Annotated in this window: 24 protein-coding genes; 18 read left to right on the top strand and 6 right to left on the bottom strand. The window is 46.8% G+C overall.

Annotation, left to right across the window (positions count from 1 at the left end; all coding sequences use genetic code 11):
• The first annotated feature begins 6 nt into the window (after positions 1-6).
• From fcl to TOL_RS12370, 4 genes are read left to right on the top strand one after another with little or no spacing between them, the layout of a single operon-like run.
• Positions 7-984: a GDP-L-fucose synthase gene (fcl, locus tag TOL_RS12385; protein WP_015487680.1), complete on the top strand. Its 978-nt coding sequence runs from the start codon at positions 7-9 to the stop codon at positions 982-984.
• Positions 977-1,465 carry a GDP-mannose mannosyl hydrolase gene (locus TOL_RS12380; RefSeq protein WP_015487679.1) on the top strand — a complete coding sequence of 163 codons (489 nt, stop codon included), beginning with the start codon at positions 977-979 and terminating at the stop codon, positions 1,463-1,465. Before fcl ends, TOL_RS12380 begins: the two co-directional genes overlap by 8 nt.
• A 54-nt stretch (positions 1,466-1,519) precedes the next feature.
• Positions 1,520-2,446, top strand: a complete 927-nt coding sequence (locus TOL_RS12375) for a KpsF/GutQ family sugar-phosphate isomerase (RefSeq protein ID WP_015487678.1) — start codon at positions 1,520-1,522, stop codon at positions 2,444-2,446.
• Entirely contained in the window at positions 2,446-3,732 is a 1,287-nt protein-coding gene (locus TOL_RS12370) for an oligosaccharide flippase family protein (RefSeq protein WP_015487677.1), read from the top strand. Before TOL_RS12375 ends, TOL_RS12370 begins: the two co-directional genes overlap by 1 nt.
• A 23-nt stretch (positions 3,733-3,755) precedes the next feature.
• On the opposite strand, the gene TOL_RS18450 is transcribed toward TOL_RS12370, so the two are convergent.
• Positions 3,756-4,337, bottom strand: coding sequence for an imm11 family protein (locus tag TOL_RS18450; protein WP_015487676.1), 582 nt, complete (start codon positions 4,335-4,337; stop codon positions 3,756-3,758).
• 279 nt (positions 4,338-4,616) lie between these two features.
• Between TOL_RS18450 and TOL_RS12355 the strand changes: the two genes are divergently transcribed.
• From TOL_RS12355 to TOL_RS12335, 4 genes are all read left to right on the top strand, one after another.
• Positions 4,617-5,767 (top strand): IS3 family transposase gene (locus tag TOL_RS12355; protein ID WP_420823083.1). Its coding sequence is split into 2 segments (ribosomal slippage): positions 4,617-4,860 and positions 4,860-5,767, totalling 1,152 coding nucleotides; the frame shifts between segments, so codons are not numbered across the junction.
• Between the two features lie 98 nt (positions 5,768-5,865).
• Positions 5,866-6,495, top strand: coding sequence for a hypothetical protein (locus tag TOL_RS12350; RefSeq protein WP_015487675.1), 630 nt, complete (start codon positions 5,866-5,868; stop codon positions 6,493-6,495).
• A gap of 358 nt (positions 6,496-6,853) precedes the next feature.
• The gene (locus TOL_RS12340; protein WP_015487673.1) at positions 6,854-7,723 is read left to right on the top strand and encodes a hypothetical protein; all 870 of its coding nucleotides are present in this window, start codon (positions 6,854-6,856) and stop codon (positions 7,721-7,723) included.
• 22 nt (positions 7,724-7,745) lie between these two features.
• Positions 7,746-8,909, top strand: a complete 1,164-nt coding sequence (locus TOL_RS12335; protein ID WP_015487672.1) for a hypothetical protein — start codon at positions 7,746-7,748, stop codon at positions 8,907-8,909.
• A gap of 417 nt (positions 8,910-9,326) precedes the next feature.
• Here TOL_RS12335 and TOL_RS12330 read toward each other — a convergent pair whose 3' ends face one another.
• Positions 9,327-9,632 carry a nucleotidyltransferase domain-containing protein gene (locus TOL_RS12330; RefSeq protein ID WP_015487671.1) on the bottom strand — a complete coding sequence of 102 codons (306 nt, stop codon included), beginning with the start codon at positions 9,630-9,632 and terminating at the stop codon, positions 9,327-9,329.
• Entirely contained in the window at positions 9,629-10,048 is a 420-nt protein-coding gene (locus TOL_RS12325; protein ID WP_015487670.1) for a nucleotidyltransferase substrate binding protein, read from the bottom strand. Before TOL_RS12325 ends, TOL_RS12330 begins: the two co-directional genes overlap by 4 nt.
• Before the next feature lie 875 nt (positions 10,049-10,923).
• Between TOL_RS12325 and TOL_RS12320 the strand changes: the two genes are divergently transcribed.
• On the top strand, positions 10,924-12,414 hold the full coding sequence (locus TOL_RS12320) for a mannose-1-phosphate guanylyltransferase/mannose-6-phosphate isomerase (protein WP_015487669.1): 1,491 nt from the start codon (positions 10,924-10,926) through the stop codon (positions 12,412-12,414).
• 1 nt (position 12,415) lies between these two features.
• Complete coding sequence (locus tag TOL_RS12315) at positions 12,416-13,843, top strand: phosphomannomutase (RefSeq protein ID WP_015487668.1); 1,428 nt, start codon at positions 12,416-12,418, stop codon at positions 13,841-13,843.
• Between the two features lie 341 nt (positions 13,844-14,184).
• Here the strand turns inward: TOL_RS12315 and TOL_RS19045 are convergent, their stop codons facing one another.
• Complete coding sequence (locus TOL_RS19045; protein WP_051052410.1) at positions 14,185-14,460, bottom strand: hypothetical protein; 276 nt, start codon at positions 14,458-14,460, stop codon at positions 14,185-14,187.
• A 393-nt stretch (positions 14,461-14,853) separates the two neighbouring features.
• Between TOL_RS19045 and TOL_RS12305 the strand changes: the two genes are divergently transcribed.
• Positions 14,854-15,705, top strand: coding sequence for a hypothetical protein (locus tag TOL_RS12305; protein ID WP_015487664.1), 852 nt, complete (start codon positions 14,854-14,856; stop codon positions 15,703-15,705).
• 349 nt (positions 15,706-16,054) lie between these two features.
• Here TOL_RS12305 and TOL_RS12300 read toward each other — a convergent pair whose 3' ends face one another.
• Together TOL_RS12300 and TOL_RS12295 are read right to left on the bottom strand one after the other, a co-directional pair.
• Positions 16,055-16,354 carry a nucleotidyltransferase domain-containing protein gene (locus tag TOL_RS12300; RefSeq protein ID WP_015487662.1) on the bottom strand — a complete coding sequence of 100 codons (300 nt, stop codon included), beginning with the start codon at positions 16,352-16,354 and terminating at the stop codon, positions 16,055-16,057.
• Complete coding sequence (locus TOL_RS12295; protein ID WP_015487661.1) at positions 16,351-16,767, bottom strand: nucleotidyltransferase substrate binding protein; 417 nt, start codon at positions 16,765-16,767, stop codon at positions 16,351-16,353. Before TOL_RS12295 ends, TOL_RS12300 begins: the two co-directional genes overlap by 4 nt.
• 571 nt (positions 16,768-17,338) lie before the next feature.
• Here TOL_RS12295 and rfbB point away from each other — a divergent pair.
• The 7 genes from rfbB to TOL_RS12260 all read left to right on the top strand — a co-directional run bounded on the left by rfbB (position 17,339) and on the right by TOL_RS12260 (position 25,326).
• Entirely contained in the window at positions 17,339-18,409 is a 1,071-nt protein-coding gene (gene rfbB, locus TOL_RS12290; RefSeq protein WP_015487659.1) for a dTDP-glucose 4,6-dehydratase, read from the top strand.
• Positions 18,406-19,275 carry a glucose-1-phosphate thymidylyltransferase RfbA gene (gene rfbA, locus TOL_RS12285; protein ID WP_015487658.1) on the top strand — a complete coding sequence of 290 codons (870 nt, stop codon included), beginning with the start codon at positions 18,406-18,408 and terminating at the stop codon, positions 19,273-19,275. Before rfbB ends, rfbA begins: the two co-directional genes overlap by 4 nt.
• Positions 19,276-19,543: 268 nt before the next feature.
• A complete protein-coding gene (gene rfbC, locus TOL_RS12280) occupies positions 19,544-20,104 on the top strand; it encodes a dTDP-4-dehydrorhamnose 3,5-epimerase (RefSeq protein WP_015487657.1) in 561 nt (186 codons plus the stop codon).
• Positions 20,101-20,982, top strand: a complete 882-nt coding sequence (gene rfbD, locus TOL_RS12275) for a dTDP-4-dehydrorhamnose reductase (RefSeq protein WP_041588491.1) — start codon at positions 20,101-20,103, stop codon at positions 20,980-20,982. The genes rfbC and rfbD overlap by 4 nt, the downstream gene beginning before the upstream one ends.
• Positions 20,983-21,037: 55 nt before the next feature.
• Positions 21,038-22,204: a nucleotide sugar dehydrogenase gene (locus tag TOL_RS12270; protein WP_015487655.1), complete on the top strand. Its 1,167-nt coding sequence runs from the start codon at positions 21,038-21,040 to the stop codon at positions 22,202-22,204.
• A 43-nt stretch (positions 22,205-22,247) separates the two neighbouring features.
• Positions 22,248-23,666 carry an MBL fold metallo-hydrolase RNA specificity domain-containing protein gene (locus tag TOL_RS12265; protein ID WP_015487654.1) on the top strand — a complete coding sequence of 473 codons (1,419 nt, stop codon included), beginning with the start codon at positions 22,248-22,250 and terminating at the stop codon, positions 23,664-23,666.
• Between the two features lie 256 nt (positions 23,667-23,922).
• On the top strand, positions 23,923-25,326 hold the full coding sequence (locus TOL_RS12260) for an undecaprenyl-phosphate glucose phosphotransferase (RefSeq protein WP_015487653.1): 1,404 nt from the start codon (positions 23,923-23,925) through the stop codon (positions 25,324-25,326).
• Positions 25,327-25,355: the final 29 nt, after the last annotated feature.

Genomic DNA, 25,355 nt, shown 5'->3' with positions numbered 1-25,355 from the left:
CGCGGTATGGCTTCTACTACAGTCGTTAAACGCATCTTTGTTGCTGGCCATAACGGTATGGTCGGCTCGGCAATTGTGCGTCAGTTGCAACAGCAAGATAATGTTGAATTAGTATTACGTTCTCGCAGCGAGCTTAATCTATTAAGCCAAGCAGACGTACAGGCATTTTTTCAGCAAGAAAAAATCGATCAAGTGTATTTGGCGGCGGCGAAGGTGGGCGGCATTATTGCCAATAATACTTACCCTGCTGACTTCATTTACGAAAACCTAATGATTGAGTGCAATATCATTCATTCTGCCCATGTGGCGGGTGTGAATGACCTCGTATTTTTAGGTTCATCGTGCATTTACCCTAAGTTGGCTGAACAGCCGATGCAAGAATCTGCCTTGCTAACCGGCACATTAGAACCAACGAATGAGCCATACGCGGTTGCAAAAATTGCAGGTATCAAATTATGTGAAAGCTACAACCGCCAATACGGTCGTAACTATCGCAGTGTGATGCCGACCAACTTGTATGGCGAAAATGACAACTTCCATCCGAATAACTCCCATGTTATTCCGGCCTTAATGCGTCGTTTCCACGAAGCCAAACTGAACAACACACCTGAAGTCGCGGTGTGGGGTTCTGGTAAGCCTATGCGTGAGTTTCTGCATGTGGATGATATGGCAGCAGCATCAATTTTCGTTGCTAACGTCAGCCAAGAAACTTACGAATCCTGCACCGAGCCAATGCTATCGCATATTAACGTCGGCACTGGTGTGGATTGCACCATTGCTGAATTAGCATTAACCATGGCCGAGGTCGTGGGTTATCAAGGAAACGTTACATTTGATGCCACTAAGCCAGACGGTGCACCGCGTAAGCTAATGAATGTCGATACCCTAAAACGCTTAGGTTGGTCTTATACCATTGAACTAAAAGACGGATTGGCCAGTACCTATAAATGGTTTTTAGCGCATCAGGATGATTTTCGTGGCTGATACCAAGCCGTTGTTAGATCGCGAGACGTTTAAAACCATAGTCGATGCGACGCCGCTGGTGTCCATCGACTTACTGGTGCGTAATGCGGATAGTCAAATCCTTGTGGGTAAGCGAGTAAATAGGCCAGCCCAAGGGTATTGGTTTGTGCCCGGTGGCCGGATACTGAAAAACGAGCGTCTAACCCACGCTTTTTTGCGTTTAACAGAGCAAGAATTAGGCGTAGCTATTCCCATCGAAAATTCGCGCTATTTAGGTTTATACGAGCATTTTTATACCGATAGTATTTTTGGTGAAGATGTCAGTACTCACTATGTCGTGAACGGTTTTGAAGTGGTGTTGCCCAATGGCAATGCATTACTGCCAAAAGAGCAGCACAACGAATATCGCTGGTTAAGCGAAACAGAATTTAGAGCCAGTGATGAAGTGCATGTGCACAGTCGTTGGTATGTGGATAAGACGAAAGGATTTAGGGGCAGATAGTACTCGTAGCTGGTATACCACCGAGTATTATCATTTTATAGTTTAGGAAATAAAATGAATTATCAAACTTTAGCGTTGCAGGTTTTCGATATTGAAGCAAATGCAGTTTTGGGTTTAAAGAATAGGTTAACGAATAATTTTGATAGTGCGATTAAATCCATATTGACTTCTCAAGGTCGCGTTATAATCTGCGGCATGGGCAAGTCGGGTATCATCGGTAAAAAGATCGCTGCCACTATGGCAAGTACTGGTACTCCTTCGTTCTTTATGCACCCAGGCGAAGCCTATCATGGCGATTTAGGCATGGTGTCGCCTGATGATGTGTTTATTGCAATTTCAAACTCTGGCGAGACCGACGAAGTTGTAAAATTGATCCCGTTTTTAAAAGACAACGGTAATGTCTTAATCGCTATGACGGGTAATCCAAAGTCAACTCTGGCTTTAGCAGCTAACTACCATTTAGATGTTGGTGTTGAGCAAGAAGCTTGTCCTTTGCAGTTAGCTCCAACGGCGTCCACTACAGCAACGCTTGCCATGGGGGATGCATTAGCAGTTACCTTAATGAAAGCGCGTGATTTTAAGCCAGAGAACTTCGCTCGCTTTCACCCTGGTGGATCGTTGGGGCGTCGTTTGCTGTCTCGTGTCGAAAATGAAATGTCGACGGAGAATTTACCAATTTTAAATGCCACTGCGTCGATGGCAGACGTTATTACCACAATGAGTAAATCGGGTTTAGGCTTAGCTATTGTTATGGCAAACGACGTTGCCCATGTAATCACCGACGGTGATTTACGCCGCGCTATTGAACGTTATCAAGCCGAACTCTTTAGCAAATGCGCTAATGACTTAATGGTGGCGAACCCAGTTACTGTGAAAGTGGGCACTCGTGTCGAAGATGCTTTACAACTAATGGATACCAAGGGAATTAATTCTGTTTTGGTATCAGATGGTCAGAATGTCGTCGGTGTGTTTAAAAAATAATGTCGCCTCTTTTGATCAAAACGGCAATCGCTGGCTTAGTTAAAGCCAGCGCTGCTGTTGTCGCGTTTGTGCTCACTGCTGTTGTCGCTCGTGCGTTGGGTGCGGCCGAGTCTGGTTTATTCCTTTTTGGCTTTTCTCTGTTATCCGCATTGTCAGTGTTCTTCCGTCTTGGGCTGGATAACGTGGTGCTGCGATTTATCGGGGCTGAAGGGACGTCCGAGGTTGCGCAACAAAAGCTTAATACAGGTTTACTGTGGATCGTGTTAGCAGTCGTCCCTTTTTGCGGTTTAACTGCTTTACTCGCTGATCCTATCTCAGAGCTTATATTTAACAAACCAGAGTTAGCCCCTGTATTGCGGTGGTTGATGCTGGCTTTACCCGCTATGGCGCTGTTTATGCTGTTGGCTATGGGTTTTCAGGGTCAGCACCGAGTTATTCTTACTACTATTTATCAGAACTTAGGTTTATCTGCTTTATTCGTGGCGGCGTTTTCAGCGATTTTCGTTTACGAAAAATACTATTCAGCTGGTTTGATAGCGAGTTGGCTTAATGCCGAAAATGCAGCAATGATTTATGCTCTTAGCGCTGTAGTGGTTTGCTCTAGTGCATTCGGGTTGTGGTATTCACAAACGGGGGTTACGTTCAGTATCGGTAAATTACGTGATTCAGAGCTTTGGTCTGCTAGTTCAAATTTGTGGGCGGCATCGTGCATGTCTTTGGCCGTTTTGTGGTCGGGTATATTAATTGCCGGTGCTTATGTTAGTTCAGAGGATCTTGCTTATTTGACCGCAGCTCAGCGTACGGCCACGCTAACAAGCTTTGTTTTAATGGTGGTTAATATGGTGGTTGCTCCACGTTATGCTCGGCTTTGGAAGGAGGGCAATGTTGCTCAAATCCAAAAGCTAGCCAAGTGGTCTACTCGTGGAATGATTGCCATTGTACTACCCGTTGTCGCAGTAATGATTGTGTTCCCTGAGTTTGTAATGGGCTTGTTTGGTAAGGGATTTGAGCAAGGTGCATTACTGCTTACTATTATGGCAATAGGTCAGTTTATCAATGTGGCTACGGGATCAGTGGGCTATTTATTGAATATGAGTGGTCACGAAAAAGACTTTCGTCGTGTCACCTTTTTTGCAGGCCCGCTTACTATTATTTTAGCGTTGGCGTTTACTCATTATTGGGGAGCGCTGGGCGCAGCAAGCGCTACGGCTATAGGGTTGTCAGTTCAGAACTTATTGGCCTTGGCTATGGTTAAAAAGCGGTTGGGGTTCTGGCCGATAGGGTGAGTATACGGCACTCACTCTCCTCTCTATACGTAGTTCGGACTCCCTAAGCTTGTATTAAAAGTTAAACCACTTAACTGATTTTTACTGATCTCTTCCTTTAACGTACTAGTGCAAAACGTACTTCGAAAACCGTCGTAGTCTGTTTTAAAGATACATACGTTTTTAACGGCATCGTCAGAAAATTCTATTTTCTCAACATCCAAAACTTGCCCTTGTTCTACTGTGCGCTTACTTTGCTTTTCATCGGCAGGCAGCACCTCTAAGCAGTTAAATATCCAATACTCTCCATCTGGCGTGTTAATCGGTAGATATTCGCCGTGACCTTCCAAGCACGTTAATAATTGCTTAGCTTTTTCTGATAGTACCAGTGTGCCAGTAACCCAAGTTGTAATATCCGGAATTGTTTCGCTTTGCGTGATATCACTAATACTTTCAAAGCTGGCTTCCATCCGTTTCCATACATCAGTTAAAGCAAGATTATGCTTTGGAAAGTCGAGCAGTTGTTTCATTGGGATTTGGTTTTTGTAAGCAAGTAGCACGTCGCTCATTGGGAGCGTAAACGTTTTGCAGGCTTCGTAGTCTGCGCCAATGCTGTAAATTTTCATATGCGCAGACTCTACTATATTGCATTGCAGGGTATTTATCTTACGGGATTTATTCTAATCGGTTCATTGTTACATAGGTATTTCTATTATTGAACGCTACCGTATGCCTCGGCAATAGGGTTACGCGCATCAAAAATGCTTCTTTGTCGAGGATGCTAACGCTGCTTAAGTAGCTGGTCAAATGGCCCAACTTGCAACAAAAATTATTTATAGAGGTGAATCGCCCCTAGTTTCCTAGACACTCTTTAAAGTTACAATGTACTTAAAGAGGAGGCCGATATGGCTGGTGAACGATATAACGAAGAATTCAAGATCGCAGCAGTAAAGCAAGTGACCGAACATGGTTACTCCATTGCTGATGTTGCTCAGCGTTTAGGCATTACAACTAAGAGCTTGTACAACTGGCGTGATCGTTACGGCGAGAATGCGCAAGCCTACCACGAGAAGCAATCCAGTCATGAAGAGCTGCGTAAGCTTAAAGCGGAGCTAAAACGTGTCACAGAGGAGCGTGACATATTAAAGGAGGCCGCCGTGTTCTTTGCTGCCGAGTCAAAGAAAAATACACGTTCATAAAATCTCGAACAGATCGCTACTCCGTTCGTACTCTGTGTCGAACACTTGAAGTTCATCCTAGTGGGTTTTATGCCTGGTTAGCGAATCCCGAAAGTATACGGCAGAAAGTTGATGAGTATCTTCTCGGGTTTATTAAGCAATTCTGGCTTGAGAGTGGTTGCGTTTATGGCTATCGAAAAATCTATAAAGATCTAAAGCATGCGGGAGAACACTGCGGGAAAAATCGTGTTCATCGACTGATGCAGCAGGCACAAATACAGGCAGAACGGGGCTACAACCGAAAAACACGCTATGACAGCGGCGAGCTATCCACCGTTGCCCCTAACCTACTGAATCGTGAATTTGATGTATCCAAACCGAATACCGTATGGGTCACCGATATTACATACATTCGTACCTATGAGGGCTGGCTGTTTCTAGCGGTAATCATTGATTTATTCTCACGACAGGTCGTTGGCTGGTCGATGAGTGAACGTATTAATACCGACTTGGTACTGAATGCAATCACGATGGCGTGCTGGCGAAGGAAGCCAAAAGGTGAGGTGATCGTGCATTCCGATCAAGGTTGCCAATACACAAGTTACGACTGGCAAAGCATGTTAAAAGCCAATAACTTAACCGTCAGCATGAGCCGTAGAGGGAACTGTCATGATAATGCCTGTGCGGAAAGCTTCTTTGCCTTGCTAAAGCGAGAACGTATTCGCCGTAAAATTTATCGCACAAGAGAAGAAGGAAAAGCGGATATATTTAATTATATCGAGCTGTTTTATAATTCCACACGTCGTCATGGTAATAATAATGACTTGTCGCCAAGGGACTATGAAAAGAATTATTTTTTGAAGCAAATGGGTGTCTAGGAAACTAGGGGCGATTCAGAGGCTGTCGCGCCAAGGTTAACAGCGTCAGGCTGTGGGTGTTAAAATACCGGCCTATTTGAAAGTACAAAGCAGGGATTATGCTGAATCGTCTTTTTGCGTCACGCAAGCGCCCTGGCGTCTATCGACTCGCTGGTGCCAGCATGATATATCGAATTAGCGATGCATATAACGAATACCTAAATATTGATATTGATCCTTTCGATCTTCTTGAGGCAATGGGTGGATCAATTTCGCCGGAGCAATTCGATAGTTATGCGTGGGATTTGCGCTCATTAAGAGATATATGGGTTGATATCGGTGGTTCGTTCATGGCCGACGATGAGGGCCTAATCAAGCCTGATATAACGATTTGGGACAGTAGTAATCTGGTGTTGTCACCTAAGGCTTTTATGGCGATTGGAGATAAGCTCGAAGAGTACGGAGAGTTTATGCCGATTACTATTGAGGGAGAGCAGTACCAAGTTTTCCACTGTCTAAACGCAATTAATACAGATCTAAGTGTTAGCAAATCTATCATTAAAGAAGGCTTTTGGCAGGGAGTTTCAGCATTGGGATTTGATGAATCTTCTACAGTTAATCAACTGGTCTTTACTACTCGATTTGATCGTTGTTCAACACTTTTCTGTGGTGATGAGTTTAAGCAATTGATAGATTCGCACAAGTTAAAGGGACTTATTTTCAACAAAAAATTGGTGGGTGATTTTTAAACTTACTGAGATAGTATTCGTTGAATTAAAATCTGTAGGAGGTACTCAGGGAGCGAAGCGAGCAGTGCCGATTAAAGCAGTGCCGATTAAAGCAGTGCCGATTAATGGCGTTGATAGGATTATCGCTTATCGCGACTACGAACAAAAAACGTTCGTTGAGTGGCTCCTACAGAAATACCATTCGTTGAGTCGCTCCTACAAATTCCGTCTGTAGGAGCGAAACTTTTTCGCGAGGCTGTTCGCGGATAAGATCCGCTCCTACAGAGCGAAGCGAGCAGTGCCGATTAGCTTTGCGGTGGTGACTCGGCATTCGTTGATTGTTATTATCTAGCCACTTTATAAATACAAAGCAGGGATTATGCTGAATCGTCTTTTTGCCTCACGCAAGCGCCCCTTTCTTGCAGGCTTAAATAAGCCTCAACATATTGAGATGGATATCTCCGGTTCCAAGCTGGAGCTTGATGTGCCTGCGCATAACGATGCATCGTTGCCTGAGCAGCAAGCGCCGCTGAGTCACTTCAATTTATACACTACCGAAGGCTTTGATCCTGATGATGGCACCTTTTCAACCGCCTTGTTGATGGGCCGTGATCTGGACTTATATGCCGCGCCGTTTGGCTTGTCGTCCAGCATGGGTACTATCTCAGTTAAGGTAGCGATAGACCGTGTTGATTGCTTACCCGAAGGGATGACGTGCCTGAATCCTGAGCATTTTGAGCAGGTGGTGATGCGCTTTATTCATCGCCTAGGTCCAGGGGGGTGCAAGGGGAGAATAGGACCAAGAGCATGGCGGCTGTTGCCAACAGACCACCTTCCATGGGTGGTGTATGAGATGCATCGCGATCTCACTGGCGTAACAGAGTTTACCTCCCACGACTTTACTAGATATTCAAGCTATGCGGTTACGCCGTTGGATGATCGTTATATTCTGCGCATTATGTTTCTTAATTTAGGGTCGCCACCGGTCGAATTTTCTCGTCGCGTTCGCGACCAAATATGCCGCAGCTTAAAGCTAACCTTAAGTGCGGATTTAACACGCCGGATAGCCGAAGCTAAAAACAAATGGCCCGATGCCAAAATCTCGGAATATCGTGAGCCAGAACAATGGATTCAGCCCAAATGGCGCAATGGCCGTACCAGCGAAGGCGAACCGCATATCGTGATTCTAGAAGCGGGTAGCCCAGCACCCGAATTTAAATTTGAAGATAAATCTAATACCCGTAAATAAAGTTAATACAAGGAGAGTAGACATGACCCTAAATTCAGCCGAATGGGAAATGATTGTTCAAAAAGGCGAAAACACCAACATTAACCGCAGCGTGTTTGTGCGCAAAGACGCAGGCGGTTCTTGGAAGAAACTGAAAGCTGGTCATGCGGGTAATTATTACATGACCACTATGTTACGGGCCTTATATGCATTGGCTATTTTGCCCGATGGTAATCGGCGCATGATGCAGCAAAAAATCTTTGGGCCGTGCAAAATGTTTTATGAAATCCTCGATAACGGCGACGTGCAGGTAGACTTATTTGTGGTCGATGAAGCACTCGAAGCGCCTAAGCATAAAGCAGCGGGTTTGTATCAAGCAAAATGGGATGTTGATGAAAGAGCTTGGTCCATACCGGATGGTAGCAGACCTGAAGTGTCGATGGAGTTAAGCCATAAGTGGGGGGTTATGGCGCACATGGCGGCGGTCGCAGGGAAGTTTGATGATGCAGATACAGCAGCTGAGAAGCTAGGCACGCATATTGAAAACGCTTGGTTAAATAATGATGAAATTAGCTATTATCGTCAGCCCAGTAATCATTATTCGTTGTTTTGGATGAATAACGAATTCACCAGCAAAGACCAACTTGACCATTTGATTTCTTTAATTCAAATGGCGCAACGAAAACAAGAAAGCTTGCGCTGGTTAGTACACGGCGAAGGCGCAGCGTGCTTTGTTAAGGCGTTGAATTATCTGAATAGCAACCCTGCATCGAGTGATATTCATGTTGCTCAACGTGGTTTGGAAAAGCAGTCGGTATTTTTCTCGAACCCACGCGGTAAAACGACCAGTAAAAATGATTTGGAAGCCTTGTGTAAAAAATCGGGCCTTGTTTTTCAGGGTATCAATATTAATAAGCGCGATGTCATACACAACCCAGATGCACGTTCTGAGGCGGTTGGTGAGTTGAAGTCTATTGGTGCTAAGTTAACGCTGGGTGGCGGCATAGGAGCGGTTGGTCTTAGCGGTGCGGCTACGAGTTTGGATATGGCGTTTAGTACCCAAAGCGCTATTGCGGCGAGTGGCTTTTTACTGGCTGGGTATTTGGTAGTTAAAGAATCGTTCAAGAAGAACAGTGCCTATGCGCGCAATATTCAAGGAGCGTTTGCGGCAACCTTTGGCAAGGGTAATGAAGATTGGGCGGCGTAGCTGTAGGAGCGAAACTTTTTCGCGAGGCTGTTCGCGGATAAGATCCGCTCCTACAGAGCGAAGCGAGCAGTGCCGATTTGAAGCGTTGATATAACCACCGCTTGTCGCGACTACGAACAAAAAACGTTCGTTGAGTCGCTCCTACAGAAATACCGTTCGTTGAGTCGCTCCTACAGGATCATTGTTAAATCTGAATTGTATTTGAACTGTAGGAGGTACTCAGGGAGCGAAGCGAGCAGTGCCGATTAATGGCGTTGATATAACCACCGCTTGTCGCGACTACGAACAAAAAACGTTCGTTGAATCGCTCCTACAAATTCCGTCTGTAGGAGCGAAACTTTTTCGCGACATTGTTCGCGGATAAGATCCGCTCCTACAGGGCGAAGCGAGCAGTGCCGATTTACAGCACTGATATAATCACAAAGGTTTTCCTACTCTTGCGATATGTTCTAACAACTCTTGGTTCTCGATGTGGTGTTGCAGGCTAAGATCAATGTCGTAAGGCAGCATGAGGTCGTCAAGTTCAAGCGATATTTGGCTAAATTCGCTGTAGTTCATGTTTGGAGCTATCAAGCAAAGATCTATGTCGGAGTTATTACGATAATTGCCTTTTGCTCTGGAGCCATAAAGTACAACGCTGATAATTCCAGGGTGTTGCTGCATGACACGTTTAATCGCTTCAATGTCTTCGGCTTTTAATCCGGTATTTATCAGCGTTTTCATGTCTCTTCTTGCTTTCTGTTTTGTAGGTTTGTTAGCAGGAGTTTAAATGCGTTGTGATAGTCGTTTAATATTTGGCTAACAATTAAACGCGCTGTTTCGCGGTTGTATGTGTGGGAGGTTAGCGTGCGGCTTTTTATCATCTCCATCCAAAGATCACCGTCGGTGATTAGCCCTCGGCGGAACGCCATTCGTATTGCATCGCGGCTACCTTGAATATCACTTTCACCTTGAGCTTGGTAGAAGTCTTTAATGCTGTTCCATGCAAGCTCGTAGGTGTATTCAAATGCTTGAATTAGACCTTGTTCTTCTAATTTACTGAGTGGTCGTTGGTTGTTAAGAGCAACGGCTTCATCAAGTTCGTTGAAGGCAGAGGCATAATTAGCAAGGCGTTGATGCCAGCGGATGTCTAAGTTCATGTGAGATCTTACTGTTTGATGCTTTCGCAAAGTATATAGTTGTTCGCACCGTAGGAGCGAAACTTTTTCGCGAACAGGCCTTTTGTTGGGCATCTCTCCGCTCAGCCCAACCTACGGGGAGGTAGGTATTCAAAGATCTGTAGGAAGTACTCAGGTTTGAACTGTAGGAGGTACTCAGAATCCGTAGGAGGTACTGAGAATCTGTAGGAGGTACTCAGAATCTGTAGGAGGTACTCAGAATCTGTAGGAGGTACTCAGAATCTGTAGGAGGTACTCAGAATCTGTAGGAGGTACTCAGAATCTGTAGGAGGTACTCAGAATCTGTAGGAGGTACTCAGGGAGCGAAGCGAGCAGTGCCGAATAAAGTAGTGCCGATTAAAGCATTGATATCATCACCGCTTATCGCGACTACGAACAAAAAACGTTCGTTGAGTCGCTCCTACAAATTCCGTCTGTAGGAGCGAAACTTTTTCGCGAGGCTGTTCGCGGATAAGATCCGCTCCTACAGAGCGAAGCGAGCAGTGCCGATTAGCATTGATGATATTCTCACCGCTTATCGCGACTACGAACAAAAAACGTTCGTTGAGTCGCTCCTACAAATTCCGTCTGTAGGAGCGAAACTTTTTCGCGAACAATGTCGCGGATAAACGGAATGCCGCCCAGATCGCTCCTACACGCGAATAATGTCGCGGATAAGATCCGCTCCTACACGCGAACAATGTCGCGGATGAATCAACGCCCTCGCGGATAAACGGAACGCCGCCAAGATCGCTCCTACATGCGAACAACATCGCTTCTATGGGCCGTCTGCACTGTGTTACTGCCGTTCTCCATGTTAACCTTACACCCATTATTCGATATTGAGATTCAAGGTAATGATCCCAGTAATTATGGCCGGTGGCTCTGGCACTCGTTTATGGCCGTTGTCTCGCACGGCGTTCCCCAAACAGTTTTTAGCGTTAAACAGTCAGTTAACCTTATTACAAGAAACCGCAGCCCGTTTAGATGGCTTGTCGGATGCAGCTCCGCTGATTATTTGTAACGAAGAGCACCGTTTTTTGGTGGCCGAGCAGTTGCGTCAGCAGGGGAAGACGGCGTCTATTATTCTTGAGCCGGTTGGGCGTAATACGGCTCCGGCGATTGCGTTAGCGGCGTTTCAGGCGGTGAAAGAGTGGCAAGCGAAGGGGAGCGAGCAAGAAGCCCCGGTATTGTTAATTTTGGCGGCCGATCACGTTATTAAAAACACGGTGGCGTTTCAGGCGGCGGTGAGTCAGTTATTGCCTGCGGTTCAGGCGGGCAAGGTGGGTACTTTAGGTATTGTGCCTACCGAGGCGGCAACCGGTTACGGCTACATTCGTGCTGATAATGAGCAGAATGGCTTGTATGCCGTTGAGCAGTTTGTTGAAAAGCCGGATGCGGCAACAGCCCAGAGATATCTGGATGAGGGAGCAGCCCTGAGCGGCGAGCATGGCTCGCGACAATGGTACTGGAACAGCGGCATGTTTATGATTCGCGCCGACCGTTACTTAGAAGAGTTAGCGCGTTTTAGCCCTGCAATGTTTGCCGCCTGTGAACTGGCCATGGCCGACACCCAGCAAGATTTGGATTTTATCCGCATTAATAAAGAAGCCTTCGAGCAATGCCCAGACGATTCTATCGACTATGCGATTATGGAACCGCTGTGCGCGTTAGAGTCTGCCGAGCCGCAGGTGGTGGTTGCGCCGTTAGACGCTGGCTGGAGCGATGTGGGCAGTTGGTCTGCGTTGTGGGAAATTGCTGATAAATGCGAAAACGGTAATGCGGTTTTACATTCGGGCGCTGGCGAAGCAAAAACGATTTTGAAAGATACGCGCAATAGTTTAATCAGTACTCAGCAGCGCATGATCACGACCTTAGGTGTGGATGATTTAATCATTGTCGATACGCTCGATGCGGTATTAGTAGCACACAAAGACAAAGTGCAAGATATCAAAAGCATTGTGGCGCAAATTAAAGCGCAAGGTGGCACCGAACATCATCAGCACCGTGAAGTGTATCGTCCTTGGGGCGTGTACGATTCTATCGACAACGGCGAACGCTATCAGGTTAAGCGCATTTCGGTTAAACCGGGTGCTAAGTTATCGGTGCAAATGCATCATCACCGCGCTGAGCATTGGATTGTGGTGTCGGGTACAGCCAGCGTAACCAATGGCGATGAAACTTATTTGGTGACGGAAAACGAATCGACCTTTATTCCTATCGGCCAAGTTCATGCGTTAGAAAATCCTGGCAAAGTAATGCTAGAGATGATCGAAGTGCAGTCGGGTTCGTATTTAGGCGAAGACGATATTGTAAGATTTGAAGATCGTTACGGTCGAGTGAAATAGTATGTCGTTATTAGAATCACATGATGTATTAGCCAACAGCGGTGTTGCCTTCGGTACGAGCGGTGCACGCGGCTTGGTGGAGCAGTTTACGCCGGATGTGTGCGCGGCGTTTTCGTTGGCATTTCTTCACACCCTAAAAGGCCAATTCACCGTTGATTCTTTGGCTATTGCTATTGATAACCGCCCAAGCAGTTATGCGATGGCGCAAGCCTGTGCCGCTGCGTTAATGCAACAGGGAATTCAGGTTATTTATTACGGTGTTATTCCTACGCCTGCGCTGGCATTTGCTGCAATGGAACGCAAGATCCCAAGCATTATGGTTACTGGCAGTCATATTCCTTTCGACCGCAATGGTTTGAAGTTTTATCGTCCCGACGGCGAGATCACCAAAGCCGACGAGCAGTCTATTTTAACTATTGAAGTCGGCTTTCGTGCGCTGGAAAATCTCAATGAATTAACGGTTTCTAAGGCAGCAGCAGAAGAATATATTCAGCGCTATTTGTCGTTGTTCGATCAGCCGTTTTTAACCGGTAAACATATTGGTATTTACGAACATTCCAGTGCGGGTAGAGATTTATACCAAGCATTGTTTGAACAACTGGGCGCGAAAGTAACCCCACTAGAGCGCAGCAATCAGTTTGTGCCGATTGATACCGAAGCGGTGTCTGCCGATGATCAGCTAAAAGCGATTAATTGGTCTAAAGAGTATGGCTTTGACGCTATTTTCTCGACGGATGGTGATGGCGACCGCCCATTGGTAGCCGATGAAAACGGTGTTTGGCTGCGCGGCGATATTCTCGGTTTGTTGTGTGCTAAACAGCTGGGTATAGAAGCGCTGGCTGTGCCCGTAAGCTGCAATTCGTCTATCGAATTATCACAGGCATTTAAGTTGGTAGAGCGCACTAAAATTGGCTCGCCTTATGTCATTGCTGAATTTGCGCAGCTGGCTAACGAATATGCATCTGTGGCAGGTTTTGAGGCCAACGGCGGTTTTTTATTAGGCTCGGATACCGAGATAAATAATAAAGTATTAAAAGCATTACCAACCCGCGATGCCGTGCTGCCTGCCATTATGTTGTTGGCTGCAACTACCTCAAATAAGCCGATTTCTGCATTGGTGAGCGACTGCACCGTGCGTTTTTCGGCCAGTGATCGTATTCAGAATTTCCCGACCGAAAAAAGTAAGCAGATTATCCAAACCTACACCAACGATACCGCTGGCCTGATTGCGTTATTAGGGTTTGAGGGCTTAACCGTTGAGCGTGTTGATGTAACCGATGGTTTGCGCATGACGTTATCGAATGACGATGTAGTTCATCTACGGCCTTCAGGCAATGCACCTGAATTGCGGTGTTATGCCGAATCAACCAGCGATGAAAAAGCGCAGCAGTTGGTTGTGCAGGTATTGAGTAAGGTTAAGGTATTGTAGGAGCGAAATATCTTTATCGTAGGAGGTACTCAGGTTTTAACTGTAGGAGGTACTCAGGTTTGAACTGTAGGAGGTACTCAGGTTTGAACTGTAGGAGGTACTCAGGCTTTAACTGTAGGAGGTACTCAGGCTTTAACTGTAGGAGGTACTCAGGCTTTAACTGTAGGAGGTACTCAGGGAGCGAAGCGAGCAGTGCCGATTAGCATTGATGATATTCTCACCGCTCATCGCGACTATGAACAAAAAGCGTTCGTTGAGTCGCTCCTACAAATTCCGTCTGTAGGAGCGAAACTTTTTCGCGAACAATGTCGCGAACAAACGAAACGCCGCCCGGATCGCTCCTACATCCGACGCATTGCTTGCTTGGTACTCGGGCTGATTTGCCCTGAATCGGGAATCTCTTTGCCGGTGGTTAGCCAGTAAGCATATTCTGGCCAAATAGCGATAACAGCTTCTAGTTCGCTGGTGCGCATGCCTTTGCGTTGTTTTATCGTGTGCCAGCGTTTTGCTTCAATATTTGTTTGTGCTGCTAGCCAAGGCATTTTTACGCCTTCGGCACTTAGCAATAATAGAAACCTATCAACAATCGATTCCATATAAAAAATATAAATATACATAAATCACGCAAATACTTGCGCAATAGATGCAATTCTCCTATTGTGTCTTGGTCGGCTACTGCCATAGCCGGTTTGATAACCATGTAACGGATCATCCTAGCACGAAAGCTGTGTAGTACAGAGTGTGGATGCGTCTAGGGATGGGGCCTTTAAATAAGGTGTTGTGTTGTCTCCCTGTTGTCTCCCTGTTGTGTCGCTTTGCGGTCTGATATTTAGTTGTATCAGGTGTCGATATTCGAACGATTGTGTTGGTCGTTTGTGCATTACGTCTTGAGTTAAATAAGCGCGTGCTGAGATTGATTGCTCCTGTAGTGCTACCCCGGCGCTTGCTGTTTAAGCGCCGGTTTTTATGCGGTTAATGCAGGAGGAACTCTATTTAATACAGCAGGGATTATGCTTAAACTTCTTTCGGCTTCGCGCCATCATCCATACCTTCCGGGGTTAGAAAACCCTCAGCTCATTCGTGTTAATTTATCGGGTTCGCGTTTTGAATTTCAGGTTCCGGCGTATCTTGATTTCCGTACGGTAGAAAAACTTAACCCCATTGATTTACGTTTAGACATTCACAACCTGCGCTATTTTTCGCGGGCATCACCTGATTTTTGTAGCGCGACATTATTTAATCGTGATTTGGATTTTTACTCGACGCCGTGCGGTGTGAAGAGTATTGGCACTATCGGTGTTGTAGCGATGGTAGAGCGGGTGGATTGCTTGCCGAACGGTATGAATTGTTTAAATCCTGCGCATTTCGAGCAGGTGGTGATGCGCTTGCTGCATCGGCTGGGGCCGGGTAATCCGGGGTTTTGGAAGAAAATAGCACCGGTTAATTGGCGCGTGTTTTGTCGTGGCGATTCTACGTGGATTAATTGCGAAATGCGTAACGATATCGACGCGATATTAAAACCAACCCCCTACGACAATATGCAATTTACCAGCTTTGCCATAACCGCATTAGATGAGCGCCATATATTACGTGTAATGCACAACACCTTGGGATACGCCCCTGAGCCATTTGTGCAAAAGGTAAGAGGACAGATATGCCGGTCGGTAAAGCTCACCCTCAGCGACGAGGTTAAAGCACGTATGGCTGCGGTGAAGGCGCGATGGCCGAATGCCAAAGTATCCGAATTTCGCGAGCCAGAGCAGTGGACATACCCCAAATGGCGCAAAGGCCATGCGGATCTGGGTGAACCGAATATCGTCGTATCGAAATTGGGCAGCCCACCGCCGGAGTTGAAGCTGTAGGCGCGAATAGCCTCTGTAGGAGGTACTCAGTTTTGAACTGTAGGAGGTACTCAGGGAGCGAAGCGAGCAGTGCCGATTGAAGCAGTGCCGATTTACGTTGTTGATATAATCACCGCTCATCGCGACTACGAACAAAAAACGTTCGTTGAGTCGCTCCTACAGAAGTCCAGAATTTGTAGGAGGTACTCAGGGAGCGAAGTGAGCAGTGCCGATTGAAGCAGTGCCGATTTACGTTGTTGATATAATCACCGCTCATCGCGACTACGAACAAAAAACGTTCGTTGAGTCGCTCCTACAGAAGTCCAGAATTTGTAGGAGGTACTCAGGGAGCGAAGCGAGCAGTGCCGATTTATGGGTATAACTGAATACCGATACGGTCGATGTGCTCTTTTAAGGCTGTATTTTTGATGTCTGAATAATTTTGTAGGTCAATCTGCAAAGGAATATCGCTGTCGTCAAACGATAATGCTATGTCTGCAAGTACGAAGCGGTTGAGTTGCCGCCCTTGTAGGGCGATGTCGATATCGCTTCTTGCTGTGGCTGTTCCCTTTGCGTGAGATCCGAATAGTGTCGCACGCTCAACTTCTGGATAGCCGCTGATTATCTGCTTAATTTCATTTCGGGTATGTTCTGGCAGGGTGTAGGTCATTGTTGCAGTTCTTCTAATAAATCTGTGTACCACTCGTCGAGCATCGGCATGTATTCGGCCTTGGTGGTTTTGATAACGGCTTCGAACTTGGCAAAGTCATATGTGTGACTCATTAAGTTTCTATCGCCTATCATGCGCATCCAGCAGTCGGCATCGGAGATGTATTTTGCTTGAAACGCCTGTCGGACGACAGCTTTTGGAGAAATTTGGTTGAGCTCAAGACCGTCAAATTCCATTTTGTCTTTAAGGACTTTCCAAGCAAGTTCGAAAGTGTATTCAAAGCGCTGGATTATGCCTTCTTTTTCTAGCTGGTTTAGGGTGTCGAGATCGTTTTCCAATGCTTCTCTGAGCAGAGTGAAAGCTCGTCGAAAATTCTGAAAGCGTTGCTGCCAGCGAATGTCGTGGTTTTCCATTGGATGTCCCGCTGTTGATGCCTTTGCAAAGTATATAGTTGTTAGTACCGTAGGCGCGAAACTTTTTTGCGAAGGGTTATCATGCCGCGATGTTGTTTGTTGGGCATCAGTTCGCTTAGCCCAACCAACGGTGCTCCGGTTTAAATTGTAGGAGGTTTCGTGAACTGTAGGAGGTGTCGTGAACTGGAGGAGGTACTCAGTTTTGAACTGTAGGAGGTACTCAGGGAGCGAAGCGAGCAGTGCCGATTGAAGCAGTGCCGATTAGCATTGATGATATTCTCACCGCTCATCGCGACTACGAACAAAAAACGTTCGTTGAGTCGCTCCTACAGAAGTCCAGAATTTGTAGGAGGTACTCAGGGAGCGAAGCGAGCAGTGCCGATTGAAGCAGTGCCGATTAGCATTGATGATATTCTCACCGCTCATCGCGACTACGAACAAAAAACGTTCGTTGAGTCGCTCCTACAGAAACACCGTTCGTTGAGTCGCTCCTACAGACAAAACGTTCGTTGAATCGCCGCTACTGTGTGTATACCATCCGCCTGACGCTTTTGTCTTTTGGGTGGCTTTGATGCGGTTATTGGTTACGGGCGGTGCGGGGTTTATCGGTAGCGCTGTGATCCGGTACGTGATTGAGCACACGGAAGATGAAGTATTTAACCTCGATGCCCTCACTTACGCGGGGAATTTGGCGTCGTTGTCGGCGGTTGCGGATTCGCCACGCTACCAGTTTGTACAGGCGGATATCTGCAATTTACTTGAGCTTAGGGCGGTCGTTACGCGGTTTCAACCGGATGCCATTATGCATTTAGCCGCCGAGAGCCATGTGGATCGTTCGATTGATGGCCCAGCGGATTTTATTCAAACCAATGTCGTTGGTACGTTTAACTTGTTGGAGGTGGTTCGTGATTACGTGCAAGCCATGCCGCCAGAACGTGCAGCGGCGTTTCGCTTTCATCATGTGTCTACCGATGAGGTATTCGGCGATTTAGGTTTAAGCGCTGTTAAGTTTACTGAGCAAACCGCATATGCGCCGAGTTCGCCGTATGCCGCTTCCAAAGCCGCAGCCGATCATTTGGTGCGTGCTTGGGGCCGAACGTATGGTTTGCCAATTGTGGTATCGAATTGTTCGAATAATTATGGCCCGTGCCAGTTTCCTGAGAAATTAATTCCTCACATTATTTTAAATGCCTTGCAGGGGAAGCCGTTGCCTGTATACGGCGATGGTCTGCAAGTGCGTGATTGGTTGTATGTGGATGATCATGCGGCGGCTTTGTATCGCGTGTTAACCGCTGGCCAGGCGGGCGAGACGTATAATATTGGCGGCCACAACGAACAAACGAATTTAGATGTAGTGAATGCTATTTGCGATTTATTAAATACCCTTGTGGACAATAAACCGGTGGGTATTGCTCGATTTAACGATTTAATTACCTTTGTCGATGATCGTCCCGGCCATGATGTGCGTTATGCCATCGACGCGAGTAAAATTCAGCACGAGTTGGGCTGGCAGCCTAAAGAGACGTTTGCCTCTGGTTTGGCTAAAACCGTACGTTGGTATTTAGCGAATGAACCGTGGTGGCAGGATGTATTGAATGGCAATTATCAGTTAGAGCGAATCGGGATGAACCCAGTACGATGAGCAATTATAAAGGCATCATTTTAGCCGGTGGTGCTGGCACGCGCTTGCATCCGATAACCTTGGGTGTGTCGAAACAGCTATTGCCAATTTATGATAAACCGATGATTTATTACCCGCTGTCGGTATTAATGCTGGCGGGGATTCGCGATATTTTAATTATTACCACACCGGACGATATGCCTGCATTTCAGCGCTTGTTGGGTGATGGTAGTCAATTTGGTGTGGCAATAAGTTATGCAGCACAGCCATCGCCAGATGGGTTGGCGCAGGCGTTTTTAATTGGTGAACAATTTATTGGCGATTCGTCGGTAGCCTTAGTGCTGGGTGATAATATTTTTTACGGCCAATATTTTAGCGATATTTTACATCGTGCTGTGGCGCGCAAACACGGCGCAACGGTATTCGGGTATCATGTTGGTGAGCCAGAAAAATATGGCGTAATTGAGTTTGATGCCGATGGTAAGGCATTAAATATCGAAGAAAAGCCGAAGCATCCAAAATCAAATTACGCGGTTACTGGGCTATATTTTTACGACAATCGCGTGGTGAATATTGCCCGAAATATTAAACCTTCCGCCCGCGGTGAGCTAGAAATAACCGATGTAAATAACGCCTATTTGGCCTTGGGCGAATTGCAGGTTGATATGTTAGGGCGTGGGTTTGCATGGTTGGATACCGGTTCGCATGATTCATTGTTGGATGCCGGTATGTTTGTGCAAACCATAGAACAGCGCCAAGGATTGAAGATCGCCTGTTTGGAAGAGATTGCCTTTCATCAGGGTTGGATAAGCAACGAGCAGTTAGCGCAGCAAGCCGAAGCGTTGAAGCACACCGGGTATGGTGCGTATTTGCGGGGGTTGTTGTAGGTTCACCGCTTGTCGCGACTACGAACAAAAAGCGTTCGTTGAGTCGCTCCTACAGACAAAACGTTCGTTGAGTCGCTCCTACAGAAACACCGTTCGTTTACAGAAACACCGTTTGTTGAATCTAAATATTCGGATGTGAACTGTAGGAGGTACTCAGTTTTGAACTGTAGGAGGTACTCAGGGAGCGAAGCGAGCAGTGCCGATTGAAGCATGAAGCAGTGCCGATTTACATTGTTGATGTATTATCAAATTATTTAAGAGAACCACCATGCGCGTGATTAAAACCGCGATTGAGGGCGCTGTGATCATCGAGCCTGTGGTGCATGGTGATGAGCGCGGCTTTTTTGTCGAAACGTTCCAACAGCAACGCTACCGCGACTTAGCCGGTATTGATGTGCACTTTGTGCAAGATAATATCTCGCGCTCGAAGAAGGGGGTTGTCCGTGGTTTACACTTTCAAAAATCACGCCCGCAGGGCAAGTTGGCGCAGGTAACCCGCGGTGAGGTATTCGATGTTATTTTGGATATTCGCCCGCAGTCGCCAACCTTTGGCCGTTGGGATGGTGTGATGTTAAACGAGGAGTCTAAGCACCAGTTGTGGATTCCTCCGGGTTTAGCCCATGGCTTTTTGGTGTTGTCGGATTTCGCCGATTTTAGTTATAAGTGCAGTGATTTCTACGATGCTGCTGCTGAGGGCTGTATTCGCTGGAATGACCCTGCTATTGCGATTGATTGGCCGCTTGATCAATTGGGCGATACCGATTTAGTGGTGTCTCCTCGTGATGCCAATGCGCCTACATTTGCTGAGTTCATCGAGTCGTGCGCTTGAGGTACTTAATTACCGGTGCGGATGGCCAGCTTGGCCGTTGTTTGCAGGCCCATTTAACGGCATTAAATGCCGATTTTATTGCGTTAAATTCAACCGATTTAGATATTACGCGGCCAGCAATGGTGAATTCAGTATTAACTCAGCACGCGCCGAATGTTGTGATTAATGCGGCGGCTTATAATGCGGTCGATGCTGCAGAGTCGGATCGCACACATGCGTATGCCGTGAATGCTGATGGGCCGGGGTATATAGCGGCGTGGTGCGAAGCTAATGATGCTTGGTTGGTACAGGTTTCTAGCGACTATGTATTTGGTAGTGAATTCGGAGATCGTGCTGAGTCGTATGCCGAGGGCGAATTGCCTGCGCCTTTGTCTGTGTATGGCCGTTCTAAATTAGCGGGGGAGTTGGCGGCGGCGTCTTGTTCGCGTCATATCATTGTGCGCACGTCGTGGTTATTTAGTGAGTATGGCAATAATTTTGTTAAAACCATGCTGCGTCTGGCGTCGCAGTCGTTGCCAGTGCGGGTGGTTAACGATCAAGTAGGGTGCCCAACGTATGCAGGGGATCTTGCGGCGGCACTGGTAACGCTGGCGGTGCTTGCTCAAACAGGCGATGCCGAGGTTGGTGTATACCATTTCGCTGGAGATCACGCCGTCACTTGGTTTGAGTTTGCCCAAGTTGTATTTGCCCAAGCTGTGGAGCTTGGTGTGTTAGAGCAGGCTCCGGCTCTCAAGGCTATTTCTACAGCGGAATATCCCACCACGGTAAAGCGCCCAGCGTTTTCAGCATTAGATTGTTCTAAGATTAATGCCTTGGGCGTTGCTTCTTCCGATTGGCAATTAGGCATACGACTCTCGTTACTGGCCATGTTCCCCTAATAGAAAACGGTGTTAGAATCGGGCCAATATTTTTGGGATTGGAGTTTTCTTCGGTATGAAGATCGCGATTGCGGGTACGGGTTACGTTGGTTTGTCGAATGCCATGTTGCTGGCGCAGCACAATGAAGTGGTAGCTTTGGATGTGGTTGCTGAAAAAGTAGCCATGTTAAACGAACGCCAATCACCGATAGTGGATACGGAAATTGAAGACTTCTTGGCTAATAAGCCAATCAACTTTCGCGCGACATTGGATAAAAACGACGCATACAAAGATGCGCGTTTTGTCATTATCGCCACGCCTACCGATTACGACACGCAAAACAACTACTTCAATACCAGCACGGTAGAAGCCGTGATTAAAGATGTGATGGCCATTAACCCAGACGCGGTGATGGTGATTAAATCGACCATTCCTGTGGGCTTTACCAAGCGTATTAAAGAAGAAATGGGCTGTGAGAACATTATGTTCTCGCCTGAGTTCTTGCGTGAAGGCAAGGCGCTGTACGATAACTTGTATCCGTCGCGCATTATTGTGGGCGAGCGTTCAGAGCGCGCACAAGAATTTGCTGGCTTGTTAGAGCAAGGCGCAATTAAAGACGATATCGCGGTGTTGTTCACCGATTCGACCGAAGCCGAAGCGGTTAAGTTGTTCTCAAACACTTACTTGGCCATGCGCGTTGCTTACTTTAACGAGCTGGATACCTACGCTGAAAGCCATGGTTTGGATACTAAGCAGATTATCGAAGGCGTGGGATTAGATCCTCGTATCGGCAACCACTACAATAACCCTTCCTTTGGCTATGGTGGCTATTGCTTGCCGAAAGATACCAAGCAGTTGTTGGCAAACTTCCAAGACGTACCGAATAACATGGTGCGCGCCATTGTAGATTCGAACAGTACACGTAAAGACTTTATTGCGGATTCTGTGATCAAGCGCAATCCCAAAGTCGTGGGTATTTACCGCTTGGTGATGAAGTCTGGCTCGGATAACTTCCGTGCTTCGGCGATTCAGGGAATTATGAAACGCATTAAAGCCAAAGGTATCGAGGTGGTGATTTACGAACCTGTGTTTGAAGAAGACAGCTTCTTTAATTCACGCGTAATTGCTGACCTTAATGAGTTTAAAGAAATCTCTGACGTAATTATTGCTAACCGTTTGTCGGATGATATCCGCGATGTGGTGAGCAAGATATATACCCGCGATTTGTTTGGCAGCGATTGATCGCTCTTACAACGCGAAACAAAACATCGTCAAGGAGGACGATATGTACAAAATCTCACACCATGGGGCGGTTAACGGTGTTACCGGCTCTTGCCACGAACTGACCCTCGATTCGGGTGCGTCATTACTGATTGATTGCGGCTTGTTTCAAGGTGCCGAATCAATGGATCGGGAAGCTGATTCGGTCTTTGTTACTACCCAAATTGATTTCGATATCGCGCCGGTTAAGGCGCTGCTGGTTACTCATTGCCATATCGACCATGTGGGGCGCATTCCTTATTTAATTGCGGCGGGGTTTCGCGGGCCGATTTATGCAACAGAAGCCACCGCGAAGTTATTGCCTTTGGTGTTGGAAGACGCGCTTAAAGTCGGCGTTACCCGCGATGAAGCTCTAATCAATACTTTTTTACGCTTACTCAATCAGCAGCTCGTACCCGTACCCTATGATGTGTGGTTTGCGCCTGAGGAGCTGGTGGAGGTTAAAGCCAGATTTCGGGTGGCTGGGCATATTTTAGGATCGGCGTATGTCGAGTTGGATATCGGTTCAGCGAAGCGCAGCCAAGACCGCAAGCGTGTGGTGTTTTCGGGCGATTTGGGTGCGCCATATTCACCTTTATTGCCCGCGCCAAAATCGCCATTCCGTTGCGATGAACTTATCATTGAGAGTACTTATGGTGATCGCCAGCATGAAGGGCGACGTATGCGCCGCAAGCGTTTGCAGCAAACGGTGGAACGTTGCTTAAAAAACAAGGGCACGGTGCTAATTCCGGCGTTTTCGATAGGGCGTACCCAAGAGCTGCTGTACGAGCTAGAGGAAATTATTCATCGCGCTGCGGCTAAGCGTTCAAAAAGTAAGCAAGCAGAGCAGTGGCAACATTTAGATATTATTGTTGATTCGCCCTTGGCTTCTGGGTTTACCGCACATTATCGGGCGTTAAAAACCCTCTGGGATGCCGAAGCACGCGCTAAGGTGAAAGCAGGGCGGCATCCGTTGTCGTTTGAGCAATTAATCACCATCAGTTCGCACCAAGAACACATGCAAACGGTTAGTTATTTGGCGCAATCCGGGCGGGCGGCGATTGTGATCGCGGCGAGTGGTATGTGTGCTGGTGGGCGCATGCAAAATTACTTGAAGGCCTTGCTACCAGACCCACGCACGGATGTGGTGTTTATCGGCTATCAAGCCAAAGGTACCCCAGGGCGCGATATTCAAACCTATGGTCCGCGAGGTGGCTTTGTGTATTTTGATGGGCAAAAAATCGAGATTCAGGCAGGCGTATACACCTTGGGCGGTTACAGTGCTCATGCGGATCAAAAAGACTTGGTTAATTTCGTTAAGCGCATGCGCTACAAGCCGGATGATATCCGTATTGTGCATGGCGATGATGAGGCTAAAGCGACTTTAAAGCAGAAGTTCTTGGAAGTGGTGCCAACGGCTCGGATCGTCATACCTAACGCGTGATCGGTATGGCAATCTATTTGGGCGGTTGTCTATGCGCGTAATTGTCGTATAACTGTCATATGAGTCGGGCAAACTGCGCCTACAGAATCGAAGAGTGTTGTTGCTAATGAAACACACTGTGTTCTATTTGACAGCTAATACTCATACTTCTTAATAGACTTTTGAGGGGCCTAGGGCACATAATTCACCCTCCGTGGTTTTGGCACTATATGACCAGTTGTCGCATCTATTTTGCAGTCGGTAGAAGGAGTTTGGTATGACGAATCAAGGAATGATCAGTTCGCATCAGAACAGTTTTAGTGCTTTGTATCGCGTTTTTGATCTGTTCACCATCTTAATGTTATTGCTGTTATCCGCGTCGATTTACGGCATCTCGGTTACCCCATTGTATTTTTCTGCGGCCATGGTCGCTGCTCTTGGTTATTTATTAATGGCTGAGTCGCTTGAGGTGTATCGTTCTTGGCGCGCTTCTACCGCGATGCGCATGGTCACGACTACTGCATCGGCTTGGGCTATCGTCTGCGTTGCCATTTTGGTGATTGGTTTCTTCGCTAAGGTCAGTGAGTCGTTTTCTCGTTTAACCATTGGTACTTGGATGTTGGCCTCTTTGTTTGGCTTATGTGGCTGGCGTTTAGCGGTGCGACAGGTGCTTTACTCTTTGCGAGTGCGTGGTTTTAACAGTCGTCGCGTTGCTATTGTGGGTTTAAATGAAAGCGCTATGCGCATGCGTACTCAAGTTGAGCAGCATCCCCAGCTAGGTTTTCATTTTGATGGTTTCTTCGATGACCGCACTCATGATCGTCTTGCTGATGAGTGCGGAGATGAACACTTAGAAGGAACGATTGATGAGTTAATTGATCGTACCCGTAACGGCGAATTTGATGTCATCTTTATTGCGTTGCCGTTGAAGGCACAAAAACGGATTGCTCATATTTTAGAGCGGTGTGGTGATACCACGGCTTCTGTTCATTTGATTCCTGATTTCTTCACCTATAACTTGCTGCATGCGCGTTTGGGTGAAATTGGCACGATGCAGACCCTTAGCGTGTATGATTCGCCCATTTTTGGCATCAATGACGTACTAAAGCGTATGTTCGACATTTGCTTTTCGTTGGCGGTGTTGGCTGTTATTGCGGTGCCGATGCTGGTGATTGCCGCTGCGGTTAAGTTCACGTCACGTGGGCCAGTGATTTTTAAACAAGCACGTTATGGATTGGATGGTCGTAAGATTTTGGTTTGGAAGTTCCGCAGTATGACCACGATGGATAACGGCGATAAGGTTGTACAGGCCAAGAAAGGTGATGCTCGCATCACGAAAGTAGGGGCTTTTATTCGCCGTACGTCGTTAGATGAATTACCGCAGTTTATTAATGTGTTGCAGGGGCGTATGTCGGTGGTTGGACCTCGTCCTCATGCGGTTGCGCATAACGAGGAATACCGTAAGTTGATCCCGTATTACATGCTGCGCCACAAAGTTAAGCCAGGTATTACCGGTTGGGCACAGATCAACGGTTATCGCGGTGAAACGGACACTTTGGACAAAATGTCGGGGCGTGTTGATTATGACCTTGAATATATCCGTAAATGGTCAATCTGGATGGACGTGAAGATTATTTTCTTAACCATATTCAAAGGCTTTGTTGGTAGCCACGTACATTAAGATGCTGCCTTTATTTATAGCCTATGGCG

Source organism: Thalassolituus oleivorans MIL-1 (assembly GCF_000355675.1).
In the GTDB taxonomy this organism is placed as follows: Bacteria; Pseudomonadota; Gammaproteobacteria; order Pseudomonadales; family Oceanobacteraceae; genus Thalassolituus; species Thalassolituus oleivorans.
Note: the sequence above shows the minus strand (reverse complement) of the source record. Positions and strands in the feature narration are given on the sequence as shown.

Coding starts and splice junctions, on each gene's coding strand:
- fcl (WP_015487680.1), top strand. CDS start 7: ATGGCTTCTACTACAGTCGTTAAACGCATCTTTGTTGCTGGCCATAAC.
- TOL_RS12375 (WP_015487678.1), top strand. CDS start 1,520: ATGAATTATCAAACTTTAGCGTTGCAGGTTTTCGATATTGAAGCAAAT.
- TOL_RS12370 (WP_015487677.1), top strand. CDS start 2,446: ATGTCGCCTCTTTTGATCAAAACGGCAATCGCTGGCTTAGTTAAAGCC.
- TOL_RS18450 (WP_015487676.1), bottom strand. CDS start 4,337: ATGAAAATTTACAGCATTGGCGCAGACTACGAAGCCTGCAAAACGTTT.
- TOL_RS12350 (WP_015487675.1), top strand. CDS start 5,866: ATGCTGAATCGTCTTTTTGCGTCACGCAAGCGCCCTGGCGTCTATCGA.
- TOL_RS12340 (WP_015487673.1), top strand. CDS start 6,854: ATGCTGAATCGTCTTTTTGCCTCACGCAAGCGCCCCTTTCTTGCAGGC.
- TOL_RS12335 (WP_015487672.1), top strand. CDS start 7,746: ATGACCCTAAATTCAGCCGAATGGGAAATGATTGTTCAAAAAGGCGAA.
- TOL_RS12330 (WP_015487671.1), bottom strand. CDS start 9,632: ATGAAAACGCTGATAAATACCGGATTAAAAGCCGAAGACATTGAAGCG.
- TOL_RS12325 (WP_015487670.1), bottom strand. CDS start 10,048: ATGAACTTAGACATCCGCTGGCATCAACGCCTTGCTAATTATGCCTCT.
- TOL_RS12320 (WP_015487669.1), top strand. CDS start 10,924: ATGATCCCAGTAATTATGGCCGGTGGCTCTGGCACTCGTTTATGGCCG.
- TOL_RS12315 (WP_015487668.1), top strand. CDS start 12,416: ATGTCGTTATTAGAATCACATGATGTATTAGCCAACAGCGGTGTTGCC.
- TOL_RS19045 (WP_051052410.1), bottom strand. CDS start 14,460: ATGTATATTTATATTTTTTATATGGAATCGATTGTTGATAGGTTTCTA.
- TOL_RS12305 (WP_015487664.1), top strand. CDS start 14,854: ATGCTTAAACTTCTTTCGGCTTCGCGCCATCATCCATACCTTCCGGGG.
- TOL_RS12300 (WP_015487662.1), bottom strand. CDS start 16,354: ATGACCTACACCCTGCCAGAACATACCCGAAATGAAATTAAGCAGATA.
- TOL_RS12295 (WP_015487661.1), bottom strand. CDS start 16,767: ATGGAAAACCACGACATTCGCTGGCAGCAACGCTTTCAGAATTTTCGA.
- rfbB (WP_015487659.1), top strand. CDS start 17,339: ATGCGGTTATTGGTTACGGGCGGTGCGGGGTTTATCGGTAGCGCTGTG.
- rfbA (WP_015487658.1), top strand. CDS start 18,406: ATGAGCAATTATAAAGGCATCATTTTAGCCGGTGGTGCTGGCACGCGC.
- rfbC (WP_015487657.1), top strand. CDS start 19,544: ATGCGCGTGATTAAAACCGCGATTGAGGGCGCTGTGATCATCGAGCCT.
- TOL_RS12270 (WP_015487655.1), top strand. CDS start 21,038: ATGAAGATCGCGATTGCGGGTACGGGTTACGTTGGTTTGTCGAATGCC.
- TOL_RS12265 (WP_015487654.1), top strand. CDS start 22,248: ATGTACAAAATCTCACACCATGGGGCGGTTAACGGTGTTACCGGCTCT.
- TOL_RS12260 (WP_015487653.1), top strand. CDS start 23,923: ATGACGAATCAAGGAATGATCAGTTCGCATCAGAACAGTTTTAGTGCT.